The organism is Roseobacter sp. AzwK-3b, assembly GCF_000170875.1.
In the GTDB taxonomy this organism is placed as follows: Bacteria; Pseudomonadota; Alphaproteobacteria; order Rhodobacterales; family Rhodobacteraceae; genus Roseovarius; species Roseovarius litoreus.
This window is the reverse complement of record NZ_ABCR01000010.1, coordinates 59,052-83,112: the sequence shown is the minus strand read 5'-3', so window position 1 is coordinate 83,112 and position 24,061 is coordinate 59,052. Positions and strand designations below refer to the sequence as shown.

Annotated in this window: 16 protein-coding genes, 2 tRNA genes and 3 rRNA genes; 1 reads left to right on the top strand and 20 read right to left on the bottom strand. The window is 59.0% G+C overall.

Annotated features, from left to right (window positions below; all coding sequences use genetic code 11):
• Positions 1 to 139: 139 nt before the first annotated feature.
• From RAZWK3B_RS16180 to RAZWK3B_RS16150, 7 genes are all read right to left on the bottom strand, one after another.
• On the bottom strand, positions 140 to 1,285 hold the full coding sequence (locus tag RAZWK3B_RS16180; RefSeq protein WP_007817023.1) for an iron-containing alcohol dehydrogenase: 1,146 nt from the start codon (positions 1,283 to 1,285) through the stop codon (positions 140 to 142).
• Entirely contained in the window at positions 1,282 to 2,661 is a 1,380-nt protein-coding gene (locus RAZWK3B_RS16175) for an aldehyde dehydrogenase family protein (protein ID WP_007817021.1), read from the bottom strand. The genes RAZWK3B_RS16180 and RAZWK3B_RS16175 overlap by 4 nt, the downstream gene beginning before the upstream one ends.
• Entirely contained in the window at positions 2,658 to 4,007 is a 1,350-nt protein-coding gene (locus tag RAZWK3B_RS16170; RefSeq protein WP_037296117.1) for a glutamine synthetase family protein, read from the bottom strand. The genes RAZWK3B_RS16175 and RAZWK3B_RS16170 overlap by 4 nt, the downstream gene beginning before the upstream one ends.
• A gap of 64 nt (positions 4,008 to 4,071) precedes the next feature.
• Positions 4,072 to 5,112, bottom strand: coding sequence for a TRAP transporter substrate-binding protein (locus RAZWK3B_RS16165; RefSeq protein WP_037296094.1), 1,041 nt, complete (start codon positions 5,110 to 5,112; stop codon positions 4,072 to 4,074).
• Positions 5,113 to 5,159: 47 nt separating this feature from the next.
• The gene (locus RAZWK3B_RS16160) at positions 5,160 to 6,479 is read right to left on the bottom strand and encodes a TRAP transporter large permease (RefSeq protein WP_007817016.1); all 1,320 of its coding nucleotides are present in this window, start codon (positions 6,477 to 6,479) and stop codon (positions 5,160 to 5,162) included.
• Entirely contained in the window at positions 6,476 to 7,018 is a 543-nt protein-coding gene (locus RAZWK3B_RS16155; RefSeq protein ID WP_050774261.1) for a TRAP transporter small permease subunit, read from the bottom strand. The genes RAZWK3B_RS16160 and RAZWK3B_RS16155 overlap by 4 nt, the downstream gene beginning before the upstream one ends.
• 35 nt (positions 7,019 to 7,053) lie before the next feature.
• Positions 7,054 to 7,872 (bottom strand): N-formylglutamate amidohydrolase, encoded by an 819-nt coding sequence (locus RAZWK3B_RS16150; RefSeq protein WP_007817012.1) that lies wholly within the window; start codon positions 7,870 to 7,872, stop codon positions 7,054 to 7,056.
• A 93-nt stretch (positions 7,873 to 7,965) separates the two neighbouring features.
• Between RAZWK3B_RS16150 and RAZWK3B_RS16145 the strand changes: the two genes are divergently transcribed.
• Positions 7,966 to 8,820, top strand: a complete 855-nt coding sequence (locus RAZWK3B_RS16145; RefSeq protein ID WP_007817011.1) for a MurR/RpiR family transcriptional regulator — start codon at positions 7,966 to 7,968, stop codon at positions 8,818 to 8,820.
• A 188-nt stretch (positions 8,821 to 9,008) separates the two neighbouring features.
• Here RAZWK3B_RS16145 and rrf read toward each other — a convergent pair.
• The 13 genes from rrf to RAZWK3B_RS16080 all read right to left on the bottom strand — a co-directional run bounded on the left by rrf (position 9,009) and on the right by RAZWK3B_RS16080 (position 24,060).
• Positions 9,009 to 9,123, bottom strand: a 5S ribosomal RNA gene (gene rrf / locus RAZWK3B_RS16140).
• 74 nt (positions 9,124 to 9,197) lie between these two features.
• Positions 9,198 to 12,656: ribosomal RNA gene (locus RAZWK3B_RS16135) — 23S ribosomal RNA — on the bottom strand.
• Between the two features lie 381 nt (positions 12,657 to 13,037).
• Positions 13,038 to 13,113: transfer RNA gene (locus RAZWK3B_RS16130), tRNA-Ala, on the bottom strand.
• A 143-nt stretch (positions 13,114 to 13,256) separates the two neighbouring features.
• Positions 13,257 to 13,333, bottom strand: a tRNA-Ile gene (locus RAZWK3B_RS16125).
• Positions 13,334 to 13,483: 150 nt separating this feature from the next.
• Positions 13,484 to 14,950: ribosomal RNA gene (locus RAZWK3B_RS16120) — 16S ribosomal RNA — on the bottom strand.
• Together the 16S, 23S and 5S rRNA genes with 2 tRNA genes alongside form the textbook arrangement of a ribosomal RNA operon.
• 844 nt (positions 14,951 to 15,794) lie before the next feature.
• Positions 15,795 to 16,259 (bottom strand): YHS domain-containing (seleno)protein, encoded by a 465-nt coding sequence (locus RAZWK3B_RS16115; protein ID WP_007817009.1) that lies wholly within the window; start codon positions 16,257 to 16,259, stop codon positions 15,795 to 15,797.
• Positions 16,260 to 16,366: 107 nt separating this feature from the next.
• A complete protein-coding gene (glpK, locus tag RAZWK3B_RS16110; RefSeq protein ID WP_007817007.1) occupies positions 16,367 to 17,863 on the bottom strand; it encodes a glycerol kinase GlpK in 1,497 nt (498 codons plus the stop codon).
• A 156-nt stretch (positions 17,864 to 18,019) separates the two neighbouring features.
• Positions 18,020 to 19,741, bottom strand: a complete 1,722-nt coding sequence (locus RAZWK3B_RS16105) for an ABC transporter substrate-binding protein (protein ID WP_007817006.1) — start codon at positions 19,739 to 19,741, stop codon at positions 18,020 to 18,022.
• A gap of 100 nt (positions 19,742 to 19,841) precedes the next feature.
• The gene (locus tag RAZWK3B_RS16100) at positions 19,842 to 20,114 is read right to left on the bottom strand and encodes a DUF2160 domain-containing protein (RefSeq protein WP_007817003.1); all 273 of its coding nucleotides are present in this window, start codon (positions 20,112 to 20,114) and stop codon (positions 19,842 to 19,844) included.
• 15 nt (positions 20,115 to 20,129) lie between these two features.
• Positions 20,130 to 20,978, bottom strand: a complete 849-nt coding sequence (locus RAZWK3B_RS16095; protein WP_007817002.1) for a carbohydrate ABC transporter permease — start codon at positions 20,976 to 20,978, stop codon at positions 20,130 to 20,132.
• Positions 20,979 to 21,854 carry a carbohydrate ABC transporter permease gene (locus RAZWK3B_RS16090; RefSeq protein WP_007817000.1) on the bottom strand — a complete coding sequence of 292 codons (876 nt, stop codon included), beginning with the start codon at positions 21,852 to 21,854 and terminating at the stop codon, positions 20,979 to 20,981.
• On the bottom strand, positions 21,854 to 22,957 hold the full coding sequence (locus RAZWK3B_RS16085; RefSeq protein WP_007816998.1) for an ABC transporter ATP-binding protein: 1,104 nt from the start codon (positions 22,955 to 22,957) through the stop codon (positions 21,854 to 21,856). Before RAZWK3B_RS16085 ends, RAZWK3B_RS16090 begins: the two co-directional genes overlap by 1 nt.
• 14 nt (positions 22,958 to 22,971) lie before the next feature.
• A complete protein-coding gene (locus RAZWK3B_RS16080; RefSeq protein WP_007816997.1) occupies positions 22,972 to 24,060 on the bottom strand; it encodes an ABC transporter ATP-binding protein in 1,089 nt (362 codons plus the stop codon).
• Position 24,061 lies beyond the last annotated feature (1 nt).

Below are 24,061 nucleotides of genomic sequence, written 5' to 3'. Positions count from 1 at the left end.
ATTTTTCTGCAATTATATTTCGCAGCGGGTCATAAACCTCCCAAAGAAGCATCACGGTCACGGCTCAGGGATCGTATCGCACAATAGAAAACGGGCGCTTGAGCGCGCCCGCTTCTTTCTCCCGACTTCTGTTGCTGTGTCAGAGCACCGCTTCGAACAAGGCCCGCGTGTTCTCTTCGTTCAGTGGCACCGGATTGCCGCCGCAACTCGGATCGCTCAGCGCGCCCTTGACCAGCCGGTCGATATCCGGATCGGTGACGCCCAGTCCCGACAGATGCCTCGGGATGTCGAACCCCTCGTTGAAACCGTCCACGAAGGCGCAAAACCCCTCAAAGCCGCCATCAACGCCCAAATACCCCGCAACCGCATCAAACCGGTCGCGGATCGCCGGCGCATTCAGGCGCAGCACGGCGGGCATGCAGACCGCGTTCGTGGTGCCGTGATGCGTATGATGCATCGCCCCGATCGGATGGCTGAGCGCGTGAATCGCCCCCAGTCCCTTCTGAAACGCCGTCGCCCCCATCATCGCTGCCGACATCATGTTCGCACGCGCAAGCATGTCATCGGGCGTGGCATAGGCCTTTGGCAGGTTCTCGATCACCAGACGCATCCCCTCGACCGCGATCCCCTGGCTCATCGGGTGGTAATGCGGGCTCGAGAACGCCTCGACACAATGGGCGAACGCATCAAGCCCGGTGCCTGCGGTAACGAAGGCCGGCATGCCCACGGTCAGCTCAGGGTCGGCGATCACCACAGACGGCAACACCTTGGGATGGAAAATGATTTTCTTTTCCTGCGTCTGCGAATTGGTCACGACGCTGGCGCGCCCCACCTCCGAGCCGGTGCCGGCCGTCGTGGGCACCGCCACATTGGGATAGATCGCATCGGCATCCGCGCGCGTCCACCAATCGCCGATATCCTCGAAATCCCAAAGAGGGCGCGTTTGCCCCGCCATGAAAGCCACCATCTTGCCAAGGTCCAGCCCCGAGCCGCCGCCAAAGGCCACAACCCCGTCATGCCCGCCCTCGCGGAAGGCGGCGACACCGGCGGCCAGATTGATCTCGTTCGGGTTCGGGTCCACGTCCGCGAAAAGCGCGCGGCCCATGCCCGCCGCTTCCAGCACATCAAGGGCCGTCTGCGTGACAGGCAGCGCCGCCAGCCCCCGGTCGGTCACCAGCAGCGGGCGCTGGATGCCGGCGGCCTTGCAGGCCTCGGCCAGTTCCTTGATACGGCCCGCGCCAAAGCGGATTGCGGTGGGGTAAGACCAGTTTGCAGAGGGGCTCATGTCGTCACCTTCTTGAGATGATAGGATTTCGGTCGGGTCAGATTGTGATAGCCGATGACGGACAAACCACCCCCCCGGCCCGTGTTCTTGCATCCGGTCCAGCACAGGCCCGGGTCAAGGTAATCGGCCCGGTTCATGAAAACCGTGCCTGTTTCAATCCGGTCACCGACGCGCTCGGCCCGCGCCACATCAGCGGTCCAGAGGCTGGCCGTCAGGCCGAATTCGCTGTCGTTCATCAGCGCGATCGCCTCCTCATCGGAGGACACTTTCATAATCCCCACGACAGGTCCGAAGCTTTCATCGCGCATCACCCGCATCTCATGCGTGACACCGGTCAGGATCTGCGGCGTCAGATACGCCGCGCCGTCATCTTCCGCAAAGGTCTCGATATGCGCGGTTGCGCCTTCGGCCACCGCCTCGGCGATCTGCGCGCGCACCTCGGCGGCAAAGCGGATATTGGCCATCGGCCCAAGGGTGGTCTCGGGGTCAAGCGGATTGCCTAGCTTGTAGCCCTTCACGATCCCCACCGCCTTCTCCACAAAGGCATCATACAGGCTTTCGTGAACATAGATCCGCTCGATCCCGCAGCAGCATTGCCCTGAATTGAACATCGCCCCGTCGATCAGCGTGTCGACCGCCGCATCCAGATCGGCATCCTCCATCACATAACCGGGATCCTTGCCTCCCAATTCCGTGGCCACCCCGGTGAACGTGCCAGCCGCCGCGCGCTCCATCTCGGCGCCGCCCGCAACAGACCCGGTGAAGTTCACGAAATCAAAGGCATTCTGCGCAATCAGCCCCGACGTGGTCTGGTGATCCAGAAACACGTTCATGAACACATCCTCGGGCACGCCTGCTGAATGGAAAGCCCGTGCCATCCGCTCGCCCACCAGCAGCGTTTGGGTCGCGTGCTTCAACACAACCGTGTTTCCTGCAATCAGCGCCGGGGCGACGGTATTGATCGCCGTCATATAGGGATAGTTCCACGGCGCCACCACCAGCACCACGCCATGCGGCACGCGCTTGATATAGCGCTTGAAGGTCGCATCCTCGCCAACCGCGATATCGGCCAGCGCGTCTTTCGCGATCTCGGCCATATAGGACGCGCGCTCATTGAAGCCGCCGAATTCCCCTCCATAGCGGATAGGGCGGCCCATCATGCGCGCAAGTTCCGGCACGATCTCGTCGGTCATGGCCCCCACGGCGGCCACACCGGCCATCACAAGGTCGATCCTGTCCTGCAGGGGGCGCGCGGCCCACTGCGCCTGTGCGGCGCGCACACGGTCGATGGCGCTGCACGCCGCATCCGGTGACAGGGTCTCGCGTTCGGCAAAAACCGATCCGTCGATCGGTGAGATACAGCGCAACAAGGTCATGCTTTTTCCAGCCCTCTGGCGATTTCGTAGTCGGTGACCACGCGGTTGAAATCTTCGATTTCCAATGTGGCGGCGCGCGCGTAATGCGTGACCACCTCCGGCCCAAAGGCCTCGCGCAGCATCTCGGACCCGGTCAGCGCCTCGCAGGCATCGCGCAGCGTTCCGGGAATATAGCTCGCCACACCATCGGCATAGGCATCGCCCTTGAACGGCTCGGGCAGTGGCAACTTATCCTCGATGCCCTTGAGCCCCGCGGCCAGCATCGCGGCCTGCGCCAGATAGGGGTTCATATCCGCCCCCGGCACGCGGCATTCGATACGCACCGCCTTGGTGCCATCACCACACAGACGGAACGCCGCTGTGCGGTTGTCCACCGACCAGACGATTTGCGTGGGCGCAAAGGTGCCCTTGGCAAAGCGCTTGTAGCTGTTGATGTAGGGCGCCATGAAATACGTGTAGTCAGCGGCGTATTTCAACAGCCCCGCCATGTAGTGATCCATCACTTCGGATTTGGCCAATGGACGGTCCGCATCGAAAAAGGCATTGCCCTCTGCAGTCCAAAGCGACTGATGCACATGCGCGGCGCTGCCCACGCGCTGATGATGCCATTTTGCCAGAAACGACGCAGCCGCCCCGTTTAGATGCGCGATTTCCTTGATCCCGTGCTTGGCAATGGTGTGGTGATCGGCTGTGGCCAAGGCATCGGCATATTTGATGTTCAGCTCTTCCTGACCGGCCTCGGCCTCGCCTTTCGATCCTTCCACCGGAATGCCCATGGCCCGCAGATGGTTGCGGATCGGGCGCATGATCGGCTCTTCCTTCGTGGTCTGGAAGATGTGGTAATCCTCGTTGTAATTCGAGATCGGGCTGAGGTGGAAGCCATTGCGCGCGATCTCGTCATGGGTTCCCTGAAACAGGAAAAACTCGAGCTCCGTCGCCATGATCGCGTCAAAGCCCATCGCCTTGGCGCGCGCTACCTGCCGCTTGAGCATCTCGCGCGGGGAATGCGGCACCGGCTCATGGGTGTGGTGATCCAGCACATCACACAGGCACATGGCCGTTCCTTCAAGCCAGGGAACAGGGCGCAGCGTGCTCAGGTCGGGCTTCATCACATAATCGCCATAGCCGCTCTGCCAGCTGGTCGCGGCAAAGCCTTCCGGCGTGGACATCGCCAGATCGGTGGCCAACAGGTAATTGCAGCAATGGGTCTCGTGCTCTGCCATTTCCAGAAAGGCTTCGGCGTGAAACCGTTTGCCCAGCAAACGGCCCTGCATGTCGACCATGCAAACCAGCACCGTATCGATACGGGCTGCGGCGATTTCGGTCTTGAGGTCTTCGAATGTCATGATCTGTTCGATGCTATAGGTGCGGGCGGGGTGCAATACCCCACCCGCTGAATTGAGCCATGGGTTATCCGTAGCGATAGGGGCGCCCGGCCTTTTGCATGTCGGCATTGTACTTGCGCAAGATCTCGACGACCTTCGCCTGGACTTCGCCTTCGGCGGCCACTTCATCCCAGAAGGCAACAGCCGCGTTCTCGACCTGTGCCCATTCTGCGTCCGGAACCGAGGTCAGTTCCATTTTGGTTCCATTGACCCGCAGGTTCGCCTCACCGCCCCAATACCACCACTGGCGATAGTAATGCGACTGCTCACAGCAGACCCGGAACAACGTCTGCAAGTCTTCGGGAAGTTCGTTCCAGCGATCCATATTGGCAAAGAACGATCCCGCCCATGCCCCCGAGATGTTGTTCGTGAGGAAATAGTTGGTCACATCCGCCCAACCGACAGTGTAGCATTCGGTGATCCCGGACCAGGCGATACCATCCAGCTCGCCCGTCTGCACGGCAACCTCGATATCTTCCCACGGCAGGGTCACCGGCACGACGCCGAACTGGCTCAGGAAGCGGCCCGCGGTCGGGAAGGTGAAGACACGCTTGCCCTTGAGGTCCTCGAGACTGCGGATCGGATCCTTGGTCGCGAAATGGCACGGATCCCATGCGCCCGCCGAGATGTGCTTGACCCCCACGGCACTGTACTGTTCATCCCAGATTTCGTTCAATCCGTACTGATTGAACAGCACCGGAACATCCAGCGAATAGCGTGAAGCGAAGGGGAAATACCCTCCGAAAACGGTCACATCCGTCGGCGAGGCCATCGAGTCATCATCAGACTGCACCGCATCGATCGTGCCGCGCTGCATGGCCCGGAACAATTCTCCGGTCGGAACCAATTGATCTGCATAGAAAAGTTCGATCTGCATCCGGTCGCCGGCGATCTTGTTGAACATCTCGATCGCCGGGTCGATCACATGCGCCGCCAGTGCCGCACCGGCATAGGTCTGCATCCGCCAGGTGATCGTGCTTTGGGCCAATGCGGGCGCCGCAAGCGGGGCCGCCGCCGCACCGACAGCCGCCGTCGAGAGAAACTTCCGTCTTGTGGTATTCGTCATATCAACCTCCATAAGGTGCTGGTTTTGCGTGCCTTTCGGCCTTCTTGTTATTTTCCGTAAACATATTCCGGCAGCCACAATGCGATCTGCGGGAATATCATGATGATCGCCAAAGACAGGATCATCAGCCCCACGAAAGGGACAATGGATGTGTAGATATCCCTCAACCCGATTTCCGGCGGCGCCATCGCCTTCATCAGAAACAGGTTATAGCCGAATGGCGGCGTCATATAGGCGATTTGTGTGGTGATCGTATAAAGGACGCCATACCAGATCAGATCAAAGCCCAATTCACCCACCAGAGGCACGTAAAGCGGGGCGACAATCACCAGCATGGCCGTGTCATCCAGGAACGTGCCCATCACGATGAACGACAGCTGCATCAGGATCAGAATGACCCAAGGGTTAAGCCCCAGCTGTTCGGTAAACAAGGCGTCGATCGACCTCACCGCGCCAAGCCCGTCGAACACCGCGCCAAAGCCGAGAGCCGCCAGAATGATCCACATGAACATGCATGAAATGGCAAGCGTCTGCTTGGTGCAGATGTGAAATATCTGCAAGGTCATCCGCCGCTTCACGATGGAAGCCGCAAGTGCCGCAAGCGCGCCAATCGCCGAGCTTTCGACAAGCGAGGTCCACCCGTTGACGAATGGCACCATCATCGACGCAAAGATCAGCAACGGCAGAACCCCAGCCCCAAGCAGCCTGATCTTCTCGGCCCGGCTGACACCGGCCAGATCATCGGCGACCGGCCCAAGTGCGGGGTTCACCCGGCAACGCAGCCAGATATACAGGATGAACAAGGCCGCCATCATCAGACCCGGCAGAATGCCCGCAAGCCATAACTGCCCGACAGGCTGACGCGCGATCATCGCATAAAGCACCAGCACCACCGAAGGCGGCACCAGGATCCCAAGAGACGATCCCGCCTGAATGACGCCGGTGACCATCTTCTTGTCATAGCCGCGCTTGAGAAGTTCCGGCAGCGCGATGGTGGCCCCAATCGCCATACCTGCCACCGACAGGCCGTTCATCGCCGAAATCAGCACCATCAGCCCGATCGTACCTATCGCCAGCCCGCCACTGACATTTCCGAACCAGACATGAAACATCCGGTAAAGATCGTCCGCCAATCGGCTTTCCGACAGCACATAACCCATGAAAATGAACATCGGCAGCGTCAGCAGCGGATACCATTTCATCAGCTTCATCGCCGCCGAGAACGGGATGTCCTGCCCGCCCGTCCCCCACAGCGCCAGTGCAGCAATCGCCGCGATAGCGCCAATGGCCCCAAAGACGCGTTGCCCGGTGAAGAGCATCAGCATCATGGAGGCGAACATGAAAAGCGCTATATACTCTTGGCTCATGTTTTCGGCTCCGGAAGGTCCTGTCCCAAGGCGCGCGCGATATCCTTGACCATCTCGGACAGGGCTTGCAGCAGCATCAGGAACAGACCGCAGATCATGATCACCTTGATGGGCCAGATCACGGGGCGCCATGCGGTCGACGATTGTTCGAGCCGCCCGACCTCTTCCGCGCCGGTGATAAGGCCGGTGAAGAACGCGATCGGCGCATCTCCCCAATAACCGAGCGAATAGGCCGTCGATCCAAGCGCGCCATAGAGCAGGACGCCCAGGTAAAAGAGCAGGAACAGAACGGTAATGACATCAATCGTCGCTTTTCGCCTGAGCGACCAGTTGCCATAGAAGAGGTCCATGCGCACATTCGCCCCGGCCAGCATCGCATAGGGACCACCCAGCATGTAATAGGCCACCATGGCGAACTGCGCCATTTCCAGCGTCCAGATCGTCGGCAGGAAAAACGTCTTCGAGATCGAGGACCACAACAGGATCGCCATCAGCACGAAGATGCCATACATCACCACAAGACCGATGCGCCGGTTCATGCCATCAACCGCACGGGCAAAACCAAGCAACACCCTCAAGACGCGCTCCCTGTCTGGCGCAGGTCTTGCAGCGTGGCGGTGATCCACTCCACAAGATAGGCGGCCATCTTGGCCTGCTGATCGGCAGTGCGGATAAGATCGTTGCGGATCTCGATCATCACATTCCACAGCCCGTTGTCGCAGCCGTGCAGATCGAGTGTATGCGCCACCCCATCCGCTGCGGAGTATGGCTCGTTGATCCGTGTGTCGTAGCACGGAGGGGTGGGCAGATGAGCCATCATCGCATGGCAAAATTCCGCATCCCGCCCGTGCAAAAGGCCCAATTCGACGTGACGTGGCTGGCCATGAAAAACCGGCGTGAAACTATGGACCGTCACCAGCAGCTCGAGCGTGCCGGCATATTTGCGCAGCTGACTTGTCAGAGCTCGCGAAAATGGTGCGTAGACATTGGCGATCCGCACTGCGCGCGCCTCGGCCGACAAGCCCCGATTGCCGGGAATGTCATATATTTCGCTTGTTTCCGGGATCGCACTGGCGGCCTCGGGCGGACGGTTGCAATCATAGACCAGCCGCGAGATCGCGCCATTGACCAGCACGGCGCCCAAGTGCTGCGCAACATGCCGCGCCACGCCCAAGGCCCCCGGATCCCAGGCGACATGACTGCTCAGGACATCCCGCTCCAGGCCAAGCCCCTCGAGCGGCTCGGGAACACGGTTAGACGCATGTTCGCACACCACAATCGCATAAGGCGCTTTCGCTGGAGGCGTGACATGCACAGCCTCGGCAAAATCCGCCACCTGTTCGGTCTGAAAGATCTGAAGCGATTCCATATGGAAAATAATTTGCGAAACCATTCGGCCTGTCAATTTTTTTCCGTCATGATTTTTTCAGGCGTGTGCGGGCGATGATTTTTTTGACAATTCGAAAAAAATGCAGAAACTTGATCCATGACCGTATCCGACAGACTCCTTGAACACCGCGATGCCATGACGCCGTCCGAGCGACAGTTGGTGAATACCCTGCTCGACGATTACCCGATCGTCGGACTGAGCAGCATCACAGATCTTGCCGACGCGGCCTCGGTGTCGACCACAACGGTTACGCGCATGTTGCAGAAAACCGGATTCGAAGGCTTTCCCCAATTTCAAGCAGCCCTGCGCAGCGAATTGAAGGAAATGATTTCCGATCCCATTGCCAAGCGCAGTGTCTGGAAACACGAATTGCCGGATGAACATATCCTCAACCGCTATTCCCGGCAGGCGCTCGACAACCAGCAGCGCAGCCTGGACGATGTAAATCCCGAAGATTTCGATCAGCTCTGCCAACTCCTCAGCACGCCCGAAAGAACCGTCTACATAGCCGGCGGGAGGATCACCTCGGCGCTGGCCAATTATCTGTATCTGCATCTGCAGATGATACGCCCGAACGTGCGTCTGGTCTCGAACAGTGGCGCCTGGCCGCAGGACCTTTTGGACGTCAAGCAAGGCGACGTGGTGATCGTGTTCGATGTCCGCCGCTACGAGAACACCACGCTGCAGATGGCCCAGATGTGCGCGAGCAAGAACGCTCAGATCGTGCTCTTTACCGATCAATGGCGCTCGCCGATCCATCGGATCGCCAGCAATACCTTTTCGGGCCGGATCGTTGTGCCATCGGCTTGGGATTCCTGCCTGCCCTTGCTGATGCTGATCGAATGCACGATCGCCGCCCTTCAGGAAAGGATGTGGACGACCGTGAAGGAGCGAACGGACGATCTTGAAGCCATGTTCGACCAGACAAAACTTTTCCGCAAGTTCACCTGAACTTCGGCCAGGTGGCAATTGCCCCGCACTCCATGACAGAAGCGCGAACAAAAAAACCGCCACGACCGAGGGCCGAAGCGGTTTAATTTTAGTCTGCAACTTTACCAACCCGAGGTGAGCCTGACGAGCTACCGGACTGCTCCATCCCGCGGTTGTGAGTATTTGTTTAGAGGCGAGGATTTTTCTAGGTTTGGCGGTGACCTACTCTCCCACGTCTTGAGACGCAGTACCATTGGCGCTAAGGCACTTAACGGCCGGGTTCGGGATGGGACCGGGTGTTTTGCTCTTGCTATGACCACCAAACCGAGGAAAATCCTCTGATACAATACGTGTCCAAGTTTTGACTTTTGGCCAGCGAAGTCAGTCTTCTACTGGATCAAATCAAGCCTATCGGGCAATTAGTACCGGTCAACTGAACGCATTGCTGCGCTTACATCTCCGGCCTATCGACGTGGTGGTCTACCACGGCCCTCGGGGATACCTTGTTTTGAGGGGGGCTTCCCGCTTAGATGCCTTCAGCGGTTATCCTGTCCGATCATAGCTACCCTGCACTGCCGTTGGCACGACAACAGGTCCACCAGTGGATCGTTCACCCCGGTCCTCTCGTACTAGGGGCAACTCCTCTCAAGTATCCTACACCCACGGCAGATAGGGACCGAACTGTCTCACGACGTTCTAAACCCAGCTCACGTACCTCTTTAAATGGCGAACAGCCATACCCTTGGGACCTGCTCCAGCCCCAGGATGAGATGAGCCGACATCGAGGTGCCAAACACTGCCGTCGATATGGACTCTTGGGCAGTATCAGCCTGTTATCCCCGGCGTACCTTTTATCCGTTGAGCGATGGCCCTTCCACTCGGGACCACCGGATCACTATGGCCGTCTTTCGACTCTGCTCGACTTGTCAGTCTTGCAGTCAGGCTGGCTTCTGCCATTGCACTCAACGAGCGATTTCCGACCGCTCTGAGCCAACCTTCGCGCGCCTCCGTTACGCTTTAGGAGGCGACCGCCCCAGTCAAACTACCCGCCACGCAGGGTCCCGGATCCGGATAACGGACCGCGGTTAGACATCAAGAGTGCGAAGGGTGGTATCTCAAGGGAGGCTCCACCGCGACTAGCGTCACGGGTTCAAAGCCTACCACCTATCCTGCACATCACAATCCTGATGCCAGTGCGAAGCTGTAGTAAAGGTGCACGGGGTCTTTCCGTCTAACCGCGGGAAGCCTGCATCTTGACAGGCAATTCAATTTCGCTGAGTCGATGTTGGAGACAGCGGGGAAGTCGTTACGCCATTCGTGCAGGTCGGAACTTACCCGACAAGGAATTTCGCTACCTTAGGACCGTTATAGTTACGGCCGCCGTTTACCTGGGCTTCAATTCAGAGCTCTCACCCCTCCTTTTAACCTTCAGGCACCGGGCAGGCGTCAGACCCTATACGTCGTCTTGCGACTTCGCAGAGCCCTGTGTTTTTAGTAAACAGTCGCCACCCCCTGGTTTGTGCCCCCAGCCAATACTTGCGTAGAAACTGGGCCTCCTTCTCGCGAACTTACGGAGGTATTTTGCCGAGTTCCTTCAACATCGTTCTCTCAAGCGCCTTGGTATTCTCTACCAGTCCACCTGTGTCGGTTTAGGGTACGATCTAGCGATGGAGCTATTTCCAGGAACCTCTGAGCGGCCCGTTCAATCCGATAAGAACGAACAACCTTCGAGATCCGTCACTTCCATCTGGCCCAGGAATATTAACCTGGTTCCCATCGACTACGCCTTTCGGCCTCGCCTTAGGGGTCGGCTTACCCTGCTCAGATTAGCTTTAAGCAGGAACCCTTGGACTTTCGGCGACAGGGTCTCTCACCCTGTTTGTCGCTACTCATGTCATCATTCTCGCTAGTGATCTCTCCACGGGATCGCTCACGCGCCCGCTTCATCGAAAGCTCCTCTCCTCCAACACGCCCGAAGGCGCTAAGGAGGAATGGACCTATGTCACACTACGCTCTGCTACCATGCCTTACGGCATCCTAAGCTTCGGCTCGTGGCTTGAGCCCCGTTACATCTTCGCCGCAGGACAACTTGTTTAGACCAGTGAGCTGTTACGCTATCTTTAAAGGATGGCTGCTTCTAAGCCAACCTCCTGGTTGTTTTGGTCGTCCCACCTGCTTTCCCACTTAGCCACGAATTAGGGGCCTTAGCTGTAGGTCAGGGTTGTTTCCCTCTTCACTACGGACGTTAGCATCCGCAGTGTGTCTGCCATCTAGTACTCCTCGGTATTCGGAGTTTGGTTAGGATCAGTAAGCCTGTGGGGCCCCATTACCCATCCAGTGCTCTACCCCCGAGGGTATTCGGATGACGCTCTACCTAAATAGATTTCGCAGAGAACCAGCTATCTCCGAGTTTGATTGGCCTTTCACCCCTAGGCACAACTCATCCCGACCTTTTTCAACAGGTGTGGGTTCGGCCCTCCAGTAAGTGTTACCTTACCTTCAGCCTGGTCATGCCTAGATCACTCGGTTTCGGGTCTGATCCATCTAACTCATTCGCCCTATTCAGACTCGCTTTCGCTGCGCCTACACCTAACGGCTTAAGCTTGCTAGATAGACCAAGTCGATGACCCATTATACAAAAGGTACGCCGTCACAAGACTGGACACTAATGACAATCATCATATCGCGGATCTGCTCACTTCGTCGGGATCGAGACCCGGAAGTGCACCGTCTCAAGACCGGGGTTGTTGCTGTAAAGCCCCGCGTTCGACCGGTGGTCGACGCCGACGCTCATGCGCACGCCCGTCTTGTTCTGATATCCAACCTCGAGCCCCGATCGGAACTGGATCGGGCCACCAAGATCGACGCCGCTGCCCTCTTCGTAAAGGCCCGCCATCGCGTGGAATTGCAGAAACAGATTTTCGCGCCGGTTCGTCAGCGTGTAAGCATGGCCGATCCCGGCCCAAAGCTCACCATCCGACGTGGCGGACAATCCGTAGACAAGTTGAAACGGCCCATTCGCATGGCGCGTCTCGCGGCGCAGATAGATCTCTTCGCCGACCGTGCGTTCCTGGAACACCGTGTCGCCGACCGAGATACTCGTGTAGGATTGAACCTCACGCTGCGCCAAGCATCCATTATTGGGACAATGATTGACCCCCATGTCGATCAGTCCGGCAATAAGCCCGACCACCGCAATGGTGCCGTCCGTTATGAATGCTAGATCCGACATGCCGCAACTCTCATGGTCCGTTTGACCACGGTGATGCAGCAGATTGTCATTAGAGTCCAGTCAAGCTCCGACTGATTGTAGGCGTCCGGTTTCAGGTACTGTTTCACTCCCCTCGTCGGGGTGCTTTTCACCTTTCCCTCACGGTACTGGTTCGCTATCGGTCAGTAAGGAGTACTTAGCCTTCGAAGGTGGTCCTCCGATCTTCAGACAGGATTTCACGTGTCCCGCCCTACTTAATACGTCCCATCGAGCTTCCCATACGGGGCTGTCACCCGCTATGGCCATGCTTCCCAACATGTTCTGGTCACTCTCAAGGCTCGGCTGGTCCCCGTTCGCTCGCCGCTACTAGGGGAGTAGCTATTGCTGTCCTTTCCTCCGGGTACTTAGATGTTTCAGTTCTCCGGGTTTGCTCTTAAAACCCTATGTATTCAGGTTTTAAGTATCTGGTTCAGCCAATTATAAATCGCCAGAGGCAATTATAATCAACTGTCAGATGGGTTGCCCCATTCGGAAATCCATGGATCAAAGCTTATTCTCAGCTCCTCATGGCTTATCGCAGAGTATCACGTCCTTCATCGCCTCTTACTGCCAAGGCATCCACCAAACGCCCTTCTCGCGCTTGATTTGATCCAGAAAAAGACTGGCTTGCGCCCGTCGCGGAACACCGGCTGGTCAGTCGGCATCCCTTTATTCCGAACCAAAAGTCGTACTTTTCCCGCCTGGCCCTTAAGGACCAGACTATGAGCGACCTTGCGGCCGCTCGGGTTAGTGTACTTGACTTGGACAACACTGCTCGTTTCGACCGGGATACACCAGACAGGTTGAGGAAGCAGCCTGACGTGATGCCTTCCACCCGAAGGTGGAACCGAACCGAGATCCCTGCACACTCGCAGACATCAAACAGTGTCGTATTGTATCTCTCTAAACGATATCAAAGTGCGTCCGATTGGACGGCAAAGCACTCGACAGTGCTTTGCGGTCAAATCAATGAACCCGGTCCAAGGTATGGTGGAGCCTAGGAGGATCGAACTCCTGACCTCCTGAATGCAAATCAGGCGCTCTCCCAGCTGAGCTAAGGCCCCAGAGTGTTTTGCGAAGAAAAACACGCGTCGTGCGGTCAGTGTATTGCCAAAGGCAATCCACGAGACGCACCTGCAATCGGCTCTTGGGACATCCGCTGCGCGGATACCCTGACGCCTTTCACCTTCGCTGCGCGAAGGCAGATTGGTGGGTCGAGGAGGACTTGAACCTCCGACCTCACGCTTATCAGGCGTGCGCTCTAACCACCTGAGCTACCGACCCAAACAGGCCGGCAGGCCTGAAATCCTTGGTCTGAAGAGATATGAGGACGGCCTGGCCCGTGATGTTTGACCGGTCTTGACTGACCGATCTTGCTAAGTGTTCCACGTCCCGGCGCCGCAAGCGACGCTCAAGAGCTAGGAACATCCTTAGAAAGGAGGTGATCCAGCCGCAGGTTCCCCTACGGCTACCTTGTTACGACTTCACCCCAGTCGCTGAGCTTACCGTGGTCGGCTGCCTCCTCGAAAGGTTGGCGCACCGCCTTCGGGTAAACCCAACTCCCATGGTGTGACGGGCGGTGTGTACAAGGCCCGGGAACGTATTCACCGCGTCATGCTGTTACGCGATTACTAGCGATTCCGACTTCATGGGGTCGAGTTGCAGACCCCAATCCGAACTGAGACAGCTTTTTGGGATTAACCCATTGTCACTGCCATTGTAGCACGTGTGTAGCCCAACCCGTAAGGGCCATGAGGACTTGACGTCATCCACACCTTCCTCCCGCTTATCACGGGCAGTTTCCATAGAGTGCCCAGCCGAACTGCTGGCAACTAGGGATGTGGGTTGCGCTCGTTGCCGGACTTAACCGAACATCTCACGACACGAGCTGACGACAGCCATGCAGCACCTGTCACCTGTCCAGCCGAACTGAAAGGAACCGTCTCCGGCTCCCGCGACAGGGATGTCAAGGGTTGGTAAGGTTCTGCGCGTTGCTTCGAATTAAACCACATGCTCCACCGCTTGTGCGGGCCCCCGTCAATTCCTTTGAGTTTTAATCTTGCGACCGTACTCCCCAGGCGGAATGCTTAATCCGTTAGGTGTGTCACCGAATAGCATGCTATCCGACGACTGGCATTCATCGTTTACGGTGTGGACTACCAGGGTATCTAATCCTGTTTGCTCCCCACACTTTCGCACCTCAGCGTCAGTATCGAGCCAGTGAGCCGCCTTCGCCACTGGTGTTCCTCCGAATATCTACGAATTTCACCTCTACACTCGGAATTCCACTCACCTCTCTCGAACTCAAGACTGGGAGTTTTGGAGGCCGTTCCAGGGTTGAGCCCTGGGATTTCACCCCCAACTTTCCAATCCGCCTACGCGCGCTTTACGCCCAGTAATTCCGAACAACGCTAACCCCCTCCGTATTACCGCGGCTGCTGGCACGGAGTTAGCCGGGGTTTCTTTACCAGGTACTGTCATTATCATCCCTGGCGAAAGAGCTTTACGACCCTAAGGCCTTCATCACTCACGCGGCATGGCTGGATCAGGCTTGCGCCCATTGTCCAAGATTCCCCACTGCTGCCTCCCGTAGGAGTCTGGGCCGTGTCTCAGTCCCAGTGTTGCTGATCATCCTCTAAAACCAGCTATAGATCGTAGGCTTGGTAGGCCATTACCCCACCAACTACCTAATCTAACGCGGGCCGATCTTTCACCGAAATTCTTTCCCCCGAAGGGCGTATACGGTATTAAACCCAGTTTCCCGGGACTATTCCGTAGTGAAAGGCACGTTCCCACGCGTTACTAACCCGTCCGCCACTAGACCCGAAGGTCTCGTTCGACTTGCATGTGTTAGGCCTGCCGCCAGCGTTCGTTCTGAGCCAGGATCAAACTCTCAAGTTGAAAAGCTGTTGCCAGCTTGTCCTTGACGTTCGAACCCTGCACATCTCATCGACCCGGCAGGGTCGATGAAGTCTCTGTTTGATGTACAACGTCTCCAAAGAAACGAAGCCACTCAAACAGTGAAGCTGACTATCCATCATCGGATCTAACGCTCGCGCGCCAAACCCTAGGTAGTTGATATGCAGGACTTGATCCATCGAATGAACCAAACCGCCCACATATCTCTTCAGATACCTGCAATTTCAAAGAGCGTAGAGACAAAATCAACAAGCGGCGCCCTAACTTATCGGCGCAACCTGCCTCTCGTACCTCAAGTTTTTTCCACCTCGCGACCCTCAGAAGCTTCGCCCCGTCAGACCGTCCAGCTGCCCAGCACCGCCTCAGCGCCGCTGGTGAAGGCGTATTTACGGCCAACAACCAAACCCTGCAACCCCTTTTTCAAACTTCTTTCGATTCTTTTTTCAGGGAGCTGGTTTCCAGCGAAATTCGGGCTGACGGGCCGCCGGACTGCCGCAGTATATCACCGGCCCAGAACGGGCACGTTGCTTGTGATCCGGGCCGTTCGCCAACAAAACAAGCTATATTCGCTGGTATGCCGTAAAGCATGGCCTGCGCATCACGTCATCTGTGATCTCTGCGGATGACCCTCCCCTTGGTCACCACGGCAACTCCGTCACTCCCAGCCCGGCCGGCTTGCCCCTGCGTCAGCGTGCTGAAAAGCGATTCGTCTGCACGTCAGCGGGCGAATCCCGCGCTCGTGAGGCGACTCGATCCCGACTCACCATCACCTCCTCGCGCATCATCCAGCTTTCGCCTGCGCACACGTCCGATCTGCAGTCCCGGCTTACCCCTGCAGCACGCTAGGCCAGTTCTCGTCTGCGCTGCGAATCCGTCCGGGAATGTCGCGGGCCCACAGGGCGCGCACCGCGCGATTGTAATTCAGATAAAGCCGCCCCTCATGAATGGACCACGCGCGCGGATCGGTACTCGCGGTGTAGCCCTGCGAGACCGCATAGGCGCAATAGCCGCCATATTGCGGCGCATAGGCTTCGGGGTCCGCCTCGAAGGCGGCACGATTGGCCTCGCTCGAGAACCGCCACTCCACGTCTTTCCAGACGAGCGCATGCTCTGCCCGGCCCTCGACCGCCTTGCCTTCAGTGAAATAGGCCACCGGATCATGGCCATTAGCCGCAAGCCCGTCTCTCAGGAACACTTCGGGTTCTGCTGCATGGGCAGGCTGCCCCTTCAACAAAAGGGCGGCCGGCACGCCGGCGGCAAGCCCGGCAAGAAGCAGGCGTCTGGTCAACATGGTCTATCCTCCGCAACCACTGAACGATGCACATAACATGCCCCGCCCTGCCCACCTGCAAAAGACCGCCCACGGCGAAGTGATCGCCCGTGACGCCGGCTCTTGGATCAGAAGCTCAGCGTCGCGGCGACGGCACGTTGCCAGGCACCGTATTTGCGCGCCCGTTCCCCTGCGTCCATCGCCGGAGTGAACTGCCGCTCAAGCGCCCATGTCCGAGCGAAATCCTCGCAGCCGGGATAAAGCCCGATCTGCATGCCCGCCAGCCATGCCGCGCCAAGCGCCGTGGTTTCCAGAACCTCCGGGCGATCCACGGGCGCATCTATGATGTCCGACAAAAACTGCATCGCCCAGTCCGACGCGCTCATCCCGCCATCCACCCGCAAGGTGGCGACCTGTCCCTCGCCCGCCTGCGCGGCCCAATCGGCGCGCATCGCCTCGAGCAGGTCGCGCGTCTGGAACCCCACGCTTTCAAGCGCGGCGCGGGCAAACTCCTCGGGGCGCGAGTTGCGGGTCAGGCCGAACACGGCGCCTCGGCATTCGGCATTCCAATAAGGCGCGCCAAGCCCGGTGAAGGCCGGCACCAGCACCACGTTCTGTGCCGGATCGGCGTTTTCAGCCAGCGGCTGCGTTTCGCTTGCTTCACGGATCACTTTCAAGCCGTCACGCAGCCATTGCACCACGGCCCCCGCAATGAAGATCGAGCCCTCCAGCGCATAGGTCGGCTGGCCATCCAGCTGATAGGCGATCGTCGTCAAAAGCCGGTTCTGCGAGGCGACGGGCACCTGCCCGGTATTGAGCAGGGCAAAGCACCCCGTGCCATAGGTCGATTTCATCATGCCCGGCGTGAAACAGGCCTGCCCCACGGTTGCCGCCTGCTGATCGCCCGCAACACCCCGGATCGGAATGTCGCAACCGAAAAGGTCGGCGCGGGCCACGCCGTAATCGGCGGCACTGTCGCGCACCTCGGGCAGCATCTGCATCGGGATATCCAGAAGCTCGCAGATCGTGGCGCTCCAGCGTCCCTTGCGGATGTCATAAAGAAGCGTGCGCGCGGCATTCGTGGCGTCGGTCGCGTGCACGGCACCGCCGGTCAGTTTCCAAATCAGGAAACTGTCCACCGTGCCGAACAGAAGCTCGCCCTTCTCGGCCCGCGCGCGGGCGCCGTCCACGTTATCGAGAATCCATTTCAGCTTGGTGCCAGAAAAATACGGGTCCAGCAGCAGGCCGGTGCGATCGCTGACCATCGGCTCATGGCCTGCATCTCGCAGCTCGCGGCAATATCCTGCGGTGCGCCGATCCTGCCAGACGATCGCATTATAGATGGGCACCCCTGTCTTGCGATCCCACACAAGGGTGGTTTCCCTTTGGTTGGTGATCCCGATGGCGGCGATATCCGTGCCGCGCAACCCGGCGCGTTCGATCACTTCGCGGCAGGTGCCGGCGGTGGTCGACCACAGATCATTGGGGTCATGCTCGACCCAGCCTGAATCCGGGTAATGCTGGCGAAATTCCTCCTGCGCGGTGGCAACCAGTTTCATATCACTGTCGAACAGGATCGCCCGGCTTGATGTGGTGCCTTGGTCGATGGCTAGGATATGCGTCATCTGTCTTGTCCTGCGCAGTCTGTCTTGTGAAAAAGCGGCCGCCACTGTTGTAGCGGCCGCAGTCTGGCCGGGCCAGTCTGTCATGCGTGGCGCATGTCCGGCCAACAGGGAGTTGAAACGGGGCGACGTCAACCGCCGCCCCATCAAGCAAGGAACTTACTTCCAGCTCGCGATCAGCTCGTCATAGCTGACGGTGATCGGCTCTTCTTCCTCGTTTTCCAGCTTGGGCTTGGGCGAACCGGGCTGTGCCAGCCAATAGTCCTCGCCCTGCTCGTCGTTCATGACCGGACCGATATCGCCCTGAACGCCAGCCCGCTCGAGACGCGCCATGACGTTTTCCATGTCGCTGCACAGGCTGTCCAGTGCCTCCTTGGCGGTCTTGGCGCCCGACATGGCGTCACCGATATTCTGCCACCACAGCTGTGCCAGCTTGGGATAGTCGGGGACGTTGGTGCCGGTGGGCGACCACTGGGTGCGCGCCGGGCTGCGGTAGAATTCCACCAGACCGCCCAGTTTCGGCGCCCGCTCGGTGAAGCTGTCGTGCTGGATCGTGCTTTCACGCACGAAGGTCAGGCCGACATGGCTTTTCTTCACGTCGATGGTCTTGGATGTCACGAACTGCGCATAAAGCCATGCGGCCTTGGCGCGATCGACAGGTGTGGATTTCATCAGCGTCCAGCTGCCCACATCCTGATATCCGACCTTCATGCCGTCCTGCCAATAGGCGCCATGCGGGCTGGGGGCCATGCGCCACTTGGGCGTGCCGTCCTCGTTCATCACCGGAAGATCAGGCTCGACCGAGGCTGCGGTAAAGGCGGTGTACCAGAACATCTGCTGGGCCACATTGCCCTGTGCGGGGATCGGGCCAGCTTCCGAGAAGGTCATGCCCTGTGCTGCGGGGGGCGAGTATTTCTGCAGCCATTCGATCGCCTTTTCCACCGCATAGACAGCCGCCGGGCTGTTTGCGGCACCGCCGCGCGCAACGCAGGCGCCCACAGGCTGGCTGTTCTCGTTCACCCGGATGCCCCATTCGTCGACCGGCAGGCCGTTGGGTTCACCCACGTCGCCCATGCCGGCCATTGACATCCACGCATCGGTATAGCGCCAGCCAAGGCTCGGGTCTTTCTTGCCGTAGTCCATGTTGCCGAAGACTTCGCCCTCGACCCCAAGATGGCTCAGATCGCGCCCGGTGAAGAACTCGGCGATATCCTCATAGGCCGACCAGTTGACCGGAACGCCCAGATCATAGCCATAGGCGGCCTTGAAGTCGGCCTTGTTCTTTTCGTCGTTGAACCAGTCATACCGGAACCAGTAGAGGTTCGCGAACTGCTGGTCTGGCAGCTGATAGAGCTTGCCATCAGGTGCTGTGGTGAATTCCGTGCCGATGAAATCGTCCAGATCGAGACCGGGGTTGGTCACGTCGCCACCTTCGCCGGCGATCCAGTCGGTCAGGTTGCGCACCTGCTGGTACCGCCAATGCGTGCCGATCAGATCGCTATCGTTGACATAGGCGTCATAAATGTTCTCGCCCGACTGCATCTGCGTCTGCAGCTTTTCCACCACGTCGCCTTCGCCGATCAGGTCATGGGTGACCTGGATGCCGGTGATCGCGGTAAAGGCCGGGGCCAGAACCTTGGCCTCATATTCATGCGTGGTGATGGTCTCTGACACCACCCGGATATCCATGCCCGCAAAAGGCTGCGCGGCATCGACGAACCATTGCATCTCGGCTTCCTGCTCCTCGCGGGTCAGAACCGACGTATCGCCGATCTCCGAATCCAGGAAGGCGCGCGCCTCGTCCATTCCGGCAAAGGCCGGGCCGGACATCAGCGTCAGGGCAAGCCCCAGGGCCGTTGTTGATTTCAAGGTCAGGTTCATTGGTCTATTTCCTCCCTTTTGAACCGTTCAATCGTCTTTTGTCGAGGAACTGCGTGATAAGCGCGCCGGGTCTCCTCCCTCCCCGGCCCGCTGCCTGTTCCTAGACCCAGCGAAACACCGCAAAGGCATAGATCAGGCAAACCAGCAGCGCATATGGCTGATGCGCGCCGACAATCCCGAGCCAGCCAAGATTGATGAAGGCCGACCCCAGAAGTGTGATGAACAGGCGGTCTCCCCGCGTCGTCTCGATCCGCAGAATGCCCGTGCGCGGCGTTTCGGGGAACTTGATCGCAAGGATCGAAAAGATGATGAGAAGCCCCGCGATGCTCAGAAAGAAAATCGCTGTCGGCCATGTCCATGCCATCCAGTCCATGACGTCTCTCCTTTCCTAGACCCGGCCCAGGGCAAAGCCCTTGGCGATGTAATTGCGCACGAAGTAGATGACCAAGGCGCCCGGCACGATCGTCAGCACACCCGCCGCCGCCAGCACGCCCCAATCCAGCCCGCTGGCCGATACCGTGCGCGTCATCGTCGCCGCGATGGGCTTTGCGTCCACCGATGTCAGCGTCCGGCTCAGCAGCAGCTCCACCCATGAGAACATGAAACAGAAGAACGCCGCGACCCCGATGCCCGAGGCGATCAGCGGCATGAAGATCTTCACGAAGAACCGCCCGAAGCTGTAGCCGTCGATATAGGCGGTCTCGTCGATCTCCTTGGGCACGCCGCGCATGAACCCTTCGAGGATCCACACCGCCAGCGGCACGTTGAACAGGCAATGCGCCAGCGCCACGGCGATATGCGTATCGAACAGGCCCACCGACGAATAAAGCTGGAAGAACGGCAGCGCGAACACCGCGGGCGGCGCCATCCGGTTGGTCAGCAGCCAGAAGAACAGATGCTTGTCGCCCATGAAGTGATAGCGGCTGAACGCATAGGCCGCCGGCAGCGCCACCGCCACCGAAATCACCGTGTTCATCACCACATAGATCAGCGAATTGACATAGCCCATGTACCAGCTGGCATCGGTCAGGATCGTCACATAGTTCTGCAGCGTCAGATCTCGGGGCCAGAGCGAGAATTCGCCAAGGATCTCGGCATTCGTCTTCAGGCTCATGTTCAGCAGCCAGTAGATCGGCAGCATCAGGAACACCAGATACAGCGTCATCACCACGGCGCGGCTGTTGACCTTCGGCAGGCTCAGACCTCGGGCGGGGGCTTGTGTGCTCAGATCGGCCATTTACTTGCCCTCCCGCCGGTCAAGATTGGTCATCACCGTATAGAACACCCACGAGATCAGCAGGATCACGAGGAAATACATGATCGAGAACGCCGCCGCCGGACCGAGGTCGAACTGCCCAAGCGCCATTTTCACAAGGTCGATCGACAGGAAGGTGGTGGCATTGCCCGGCCCGCCCCCGGTGACCACGAAAGGCTCGGTATAGATCATGAAACTGTCCATGAACCGCAGCAGGATCGCGATCATCAGAACGCCTGCCATCTTCGGCAGCTCGATATAGCGGAACACTTTCCAGCGGCTCGCCTGATCGATCTTGGCCGCCTGATAATAGGCGTCGGGAATGGATTGCAGACCGGCATAGGCCAGCAGCGCCACCAGCGAGGTCCAGTGCCAGACATCCATCACGATCACCGTGGCCCAAGCCGAGATGAAATCCTGCGTGTAGTTGTAGGGAATGCCCAGCTTGTCCAGCGTGTGACCCAGCAAGCCGATATCGACCCGGCCAAAGATCTGCCAGATCGTGCCGACCACGTTCCATGGGATCAACAGCGGCAGCGACATCACCACAAGACAGAAGCTGGCCCAGAACCCGCTTTTCGGCATGCTCAGCGCGACCAGAATGCCAAGCGGCACCTCGATCGCGAGGATGATCGCCGAAAAGGCCAGCTGACGGCCAAGCGCATTCCACATCCGCTCGGAATGCAGCAGATCGTCGAACCACTCCAGCCCCGCCCAGAAGAACTGGTTGCCGCCGAACGTGTCCTGAACCGAATAATTGACCACCGTCATCAGCGGAATGACCGCCGAGAAGGCCACCAGCACCAGAACCGGCAGCACAAGGAACCATGCCTTCTGATTGACCGTTTTTTCCTGCATCACGCGGCCTCCCCGGCAGATCCGTTTCCTGCGCCCTCGGGCGACACGCGCCAATCATTGGCATAGACATTCACATGCGCGGGATCGAAGACCACCCGCGTCATGTCCGCGCCAATCCGGTCTCCCTCGCCGGCGATGATATTGATGTCACTGCCAAAACACTCGGCCCGGACGATCTTGTGGCGGCCCACATCCTCGACCCGGCGCACTTTCACCGGCAAGCCATCGCTGTCGGACAGGCGGGCGAATTCCGGGCGCACGCCGATCTCCACCTTGCCATCGAGCACGCCATACCCGCCACCCAACTCCACCGAGGATCCGTTGATATAGGCGTGCTTTCCGTCGACCTTGGCGGGGATCACGTTCATGCCCGGCGAGCCGATGAAATACCCAACGAATGTATGCTCGGGACGTTCAAACAGCTCCTGGGGCGTGCCGATCTGGACCACCCGCCCGTCATACATGACCACCACCTTGTCCGCGAAGGTCAGCGCCTCGGTCTGGTCGTGGGTCACATAGATCATCGTGTGCCCGAATTCGTGATGCAGCGACTTGAGCTGCGTGCGCAGCTCCCATTTCATATGCGGGTCGATCACCGTCAGCGGCTCATCGAACAAAAGCGCATTCACATCCTTGCGCACCATGCCCCGGCCAAGGCTGATCTTCTGCTTGGCATCCGCCGTCAAACCCCGCGCCTTGCGGTTAAGATCGGCCTCCATGCCGATCATCCGGGCAACCTCCTGCACGCGTTCGGCCACATAGGCTTCGTCGCGGCCTCGGTTGCGCAGCGGGAAGGCCAGATTGTCATGCACTGTCATCGTGTCGTAGACGACCGGAAACTGGAACACCTGCGCGATATTGCGCTCGGCGGTCGGCGCGCGTGTCACATCGCGCCCATCGAACAGAACCCGGCCCTGACTGGGATGCAGCAACCCCGAGATGATATTGAGCAGCGTGGATTTCCCGCATCCCGACGACCCGAGAAGCGCATAGGCCGCGCCATCCTCCCAATCGTGGTTCAATTCCTTGAGAGCGTAATCCTCCTCGCCCGCAGGTTTGGGCAGGTAGGAATGTGCAAGGTTATCGAGCGTGATCTTCGCCATTCTTCCCCTCCTCCTCAGGCCGCCAGCGCATAGGCCGCGGGCGCCACCAGTGCCCCGTCCTCGCCGAACACATAGACATGTCGCGGATCCAGAAAGACCTCCAGATCGGCACCGAGCGGCAGATCGTGAACCCCGTGGATTAGCCCGACCCAACGCTCGCCATGGTGATCCAGATGCACGAAGGTTTCCGAGCCGGTCAATTCGGTCACCGTCAGGCGCGTGACGAATTTCATCGCATCGGCGGTATGCTTGCCGATCTCCAGATGGTTGGGCCGGAACCCGGCGGTATAGCGACCGTCGGGGATCTCGGCCAGCTTGCCCACGGCAGGCGCGCTTTGCCCGTCGCCGAACAGCAGCTTGTTGCCTGTCTTGCTGACCTGCAGGAAATTCATCGGCGGATCGCTGAACACCCGTGCGGTGATCGCATCCACCGGACGGCGATAGACGTCGGGAGTCGGCCCGAACTGCGTGACCCGACCCTCCCAAAGGGTCGCCGTGTTGCCGCCCAGCAAAAGCGCCTCCTCCGGCTCGGTCGTCGCATAGACGAAGATCGCGCCGGATTCCTCGAAGATCTTGGGGATTTCCACGCGCAATTCCTCGCGCAGCTTGTAATCCAGGTTGGCCAGCGGCTCGTCCAGCAGGACCAGCCCCGCGCCCTTGACCAGCGCGCGCGCCAGCGCGCAGCGCTGCTGCTGGCCACCCGACAACTCCAGCGGCTTGCGGCCCAGCATCGGGGTCAGCTTCATCAGCTCGGCGGTCTTGTGTACGGCTGCGTCGATCTCGGCCTTGGGCTTGCCCATCAGCCGCAAGGGCGAGGCGATATTGTCATAGACGCTCATCGAGGGGTAGTTGATGAACTGCTGATAGACCATCGCGACATTGCGGCTCTGCACACGGATGCCTGTCACATCGTCCCCGTTCCACTCGATGCGCCCCGCGTTCGGCACATCAAGCCCCGCCATCAGGCGCATCAGCGATGTCTTGCCCGACAAGGTTGGCCCCAGAAGCACGTTCATCGTGCCCTTCTCAAGGATCAGGTCGGTCGGGTGGATATGCACCTGCCCGTTCACCACCTTCGACACACCGTCCAGTTTCAGCGTCATC

What these genes read in the sequence shown, in the direction of transcription:
- RAZWK3B_RS16180 (WP_007817023.1), bottom strand. Translation starts at nt 1,285, where the DNA reads ATGAGCCCCTCTGCAAACTGGTCTTACCCCACCGCAATCCGCTTTGGC.
- RAZWK3B_RS16175 (WP_007817021.1), bottom strand. Translation starts at nt 2,661, where the DNA reads ATGACCTTGTTGCGCTGTATCTCACCGATCGACGGATCGGTTTTTGCC.
- RAZWK3B_RS16170 (WP_037296117.1), bottom strand. Translation starts at nt 4,007, where the DNA reads ATGACATTCGAAGACCTCAAGACCGAAATCGCCGCAGCCCGTATCGAT.
- RAZWK3B_RS16165 (WP_037296094.1), bottom strand. Translation starts at nt 5,112, where the DNA reads ATGACGAATACCACAAGACGGAAGTTTCTCTCGACGGCGGCTGTCGGT.
- RAZWK3B_RS16160 (WP_007817016.1), bottom strand. Translation starts at nt 6,479, where the DNA reads ATGAGCCAAGAGTATATAGCGCTTTTCATGTTCGCCTCCATGATGCTG.
- RAZWK3B_RS16155 (WP_050774261.1), bottom strand. Translation starts at nt 7,018, where the DNA reads ATGAACCGGCGCATCGGTCTTGTGGTGATGTATGGCATCTTCGTGCTG.
- RAZWK3B_RS16150 (WP_007817012.1), bottom strand. Translation starts at nt 7,872, where the DNA reads ATGGTTTCGCAAATTATTTTCCATATGGAATCGCTTCAGATCTTTCAG.
- RAZWK3B_RS16145 (WP_007817011.1), top strand. Translation starts at nt 7,966, where the DNA reads ATGACCGTATCCGACAGACTCCTTGAACACCGCGATGCCATGACGCCG.
- RAZWK3B_RS16115 (WP_007817009.1), bottom strand. Translation starts at nt 16,259, where the DNA reads ATGTTGACCAGACGCCTGCTTCTTGCCGGGCTTGCCGCCGGCGTGCCG.
- glpK (WP_007817007.1), bottom strand. Translation starts at nt 17,863, where the DNA reads ATGACGCATATCCTAGCCATCGACCAAGGCACCACATCAAGCCGGGCG.
- RAZWK3B_RS16105 (WP_007817006.1), bottom strand. Translation starts at nt 19,741, where the DNA reads ATGAACCTGACCTTGAAATCAACAACGGCCCTGGGGCTTGCCCTGACG.
- RAZWK3B_RS16100 (WP_007817003.1), bottom strand. Translation starts at nt 20,114, where the DNA reads ATGGACTGGATGGCATGGACATGGCCGACAGCGATTTTCTTTCTGAGC.
- RAZWK3B_RS16095 (WP_007817002.1), bottom strand. Translation starts at nt 20,978, where the DNA reads ATGGCCGATCTGAGCACACAAGCCCCCGCCCGAGGTCTGAGCCTGCCG.
- RAZWK3B_RS16090 (WP_007817000.1), bottom strand. Translation starts at nt 21,854, where the DNA reads ATGCAGGAAAAAACGGTCAATCAGAAGGCATGGTTCCTTGTGCTGCCG.
- RAZWK3B_RS16085 (WP_007816998.1), bottom strand. Translation starts at nt 22,957, where the DNA reads ATGGCGAAGATCACGCTCGATAACCTTGCACATTCCTACCTGCCCAAA.
- RAZWK3B_RS16080 (WP_007816997.1), bottom strand. Translation starts at nt 24,060, where the DNA reads ATGACGCTGAAACTGGACGGTGTGTCGAAGGTGGTGAACGGGCAGGTG.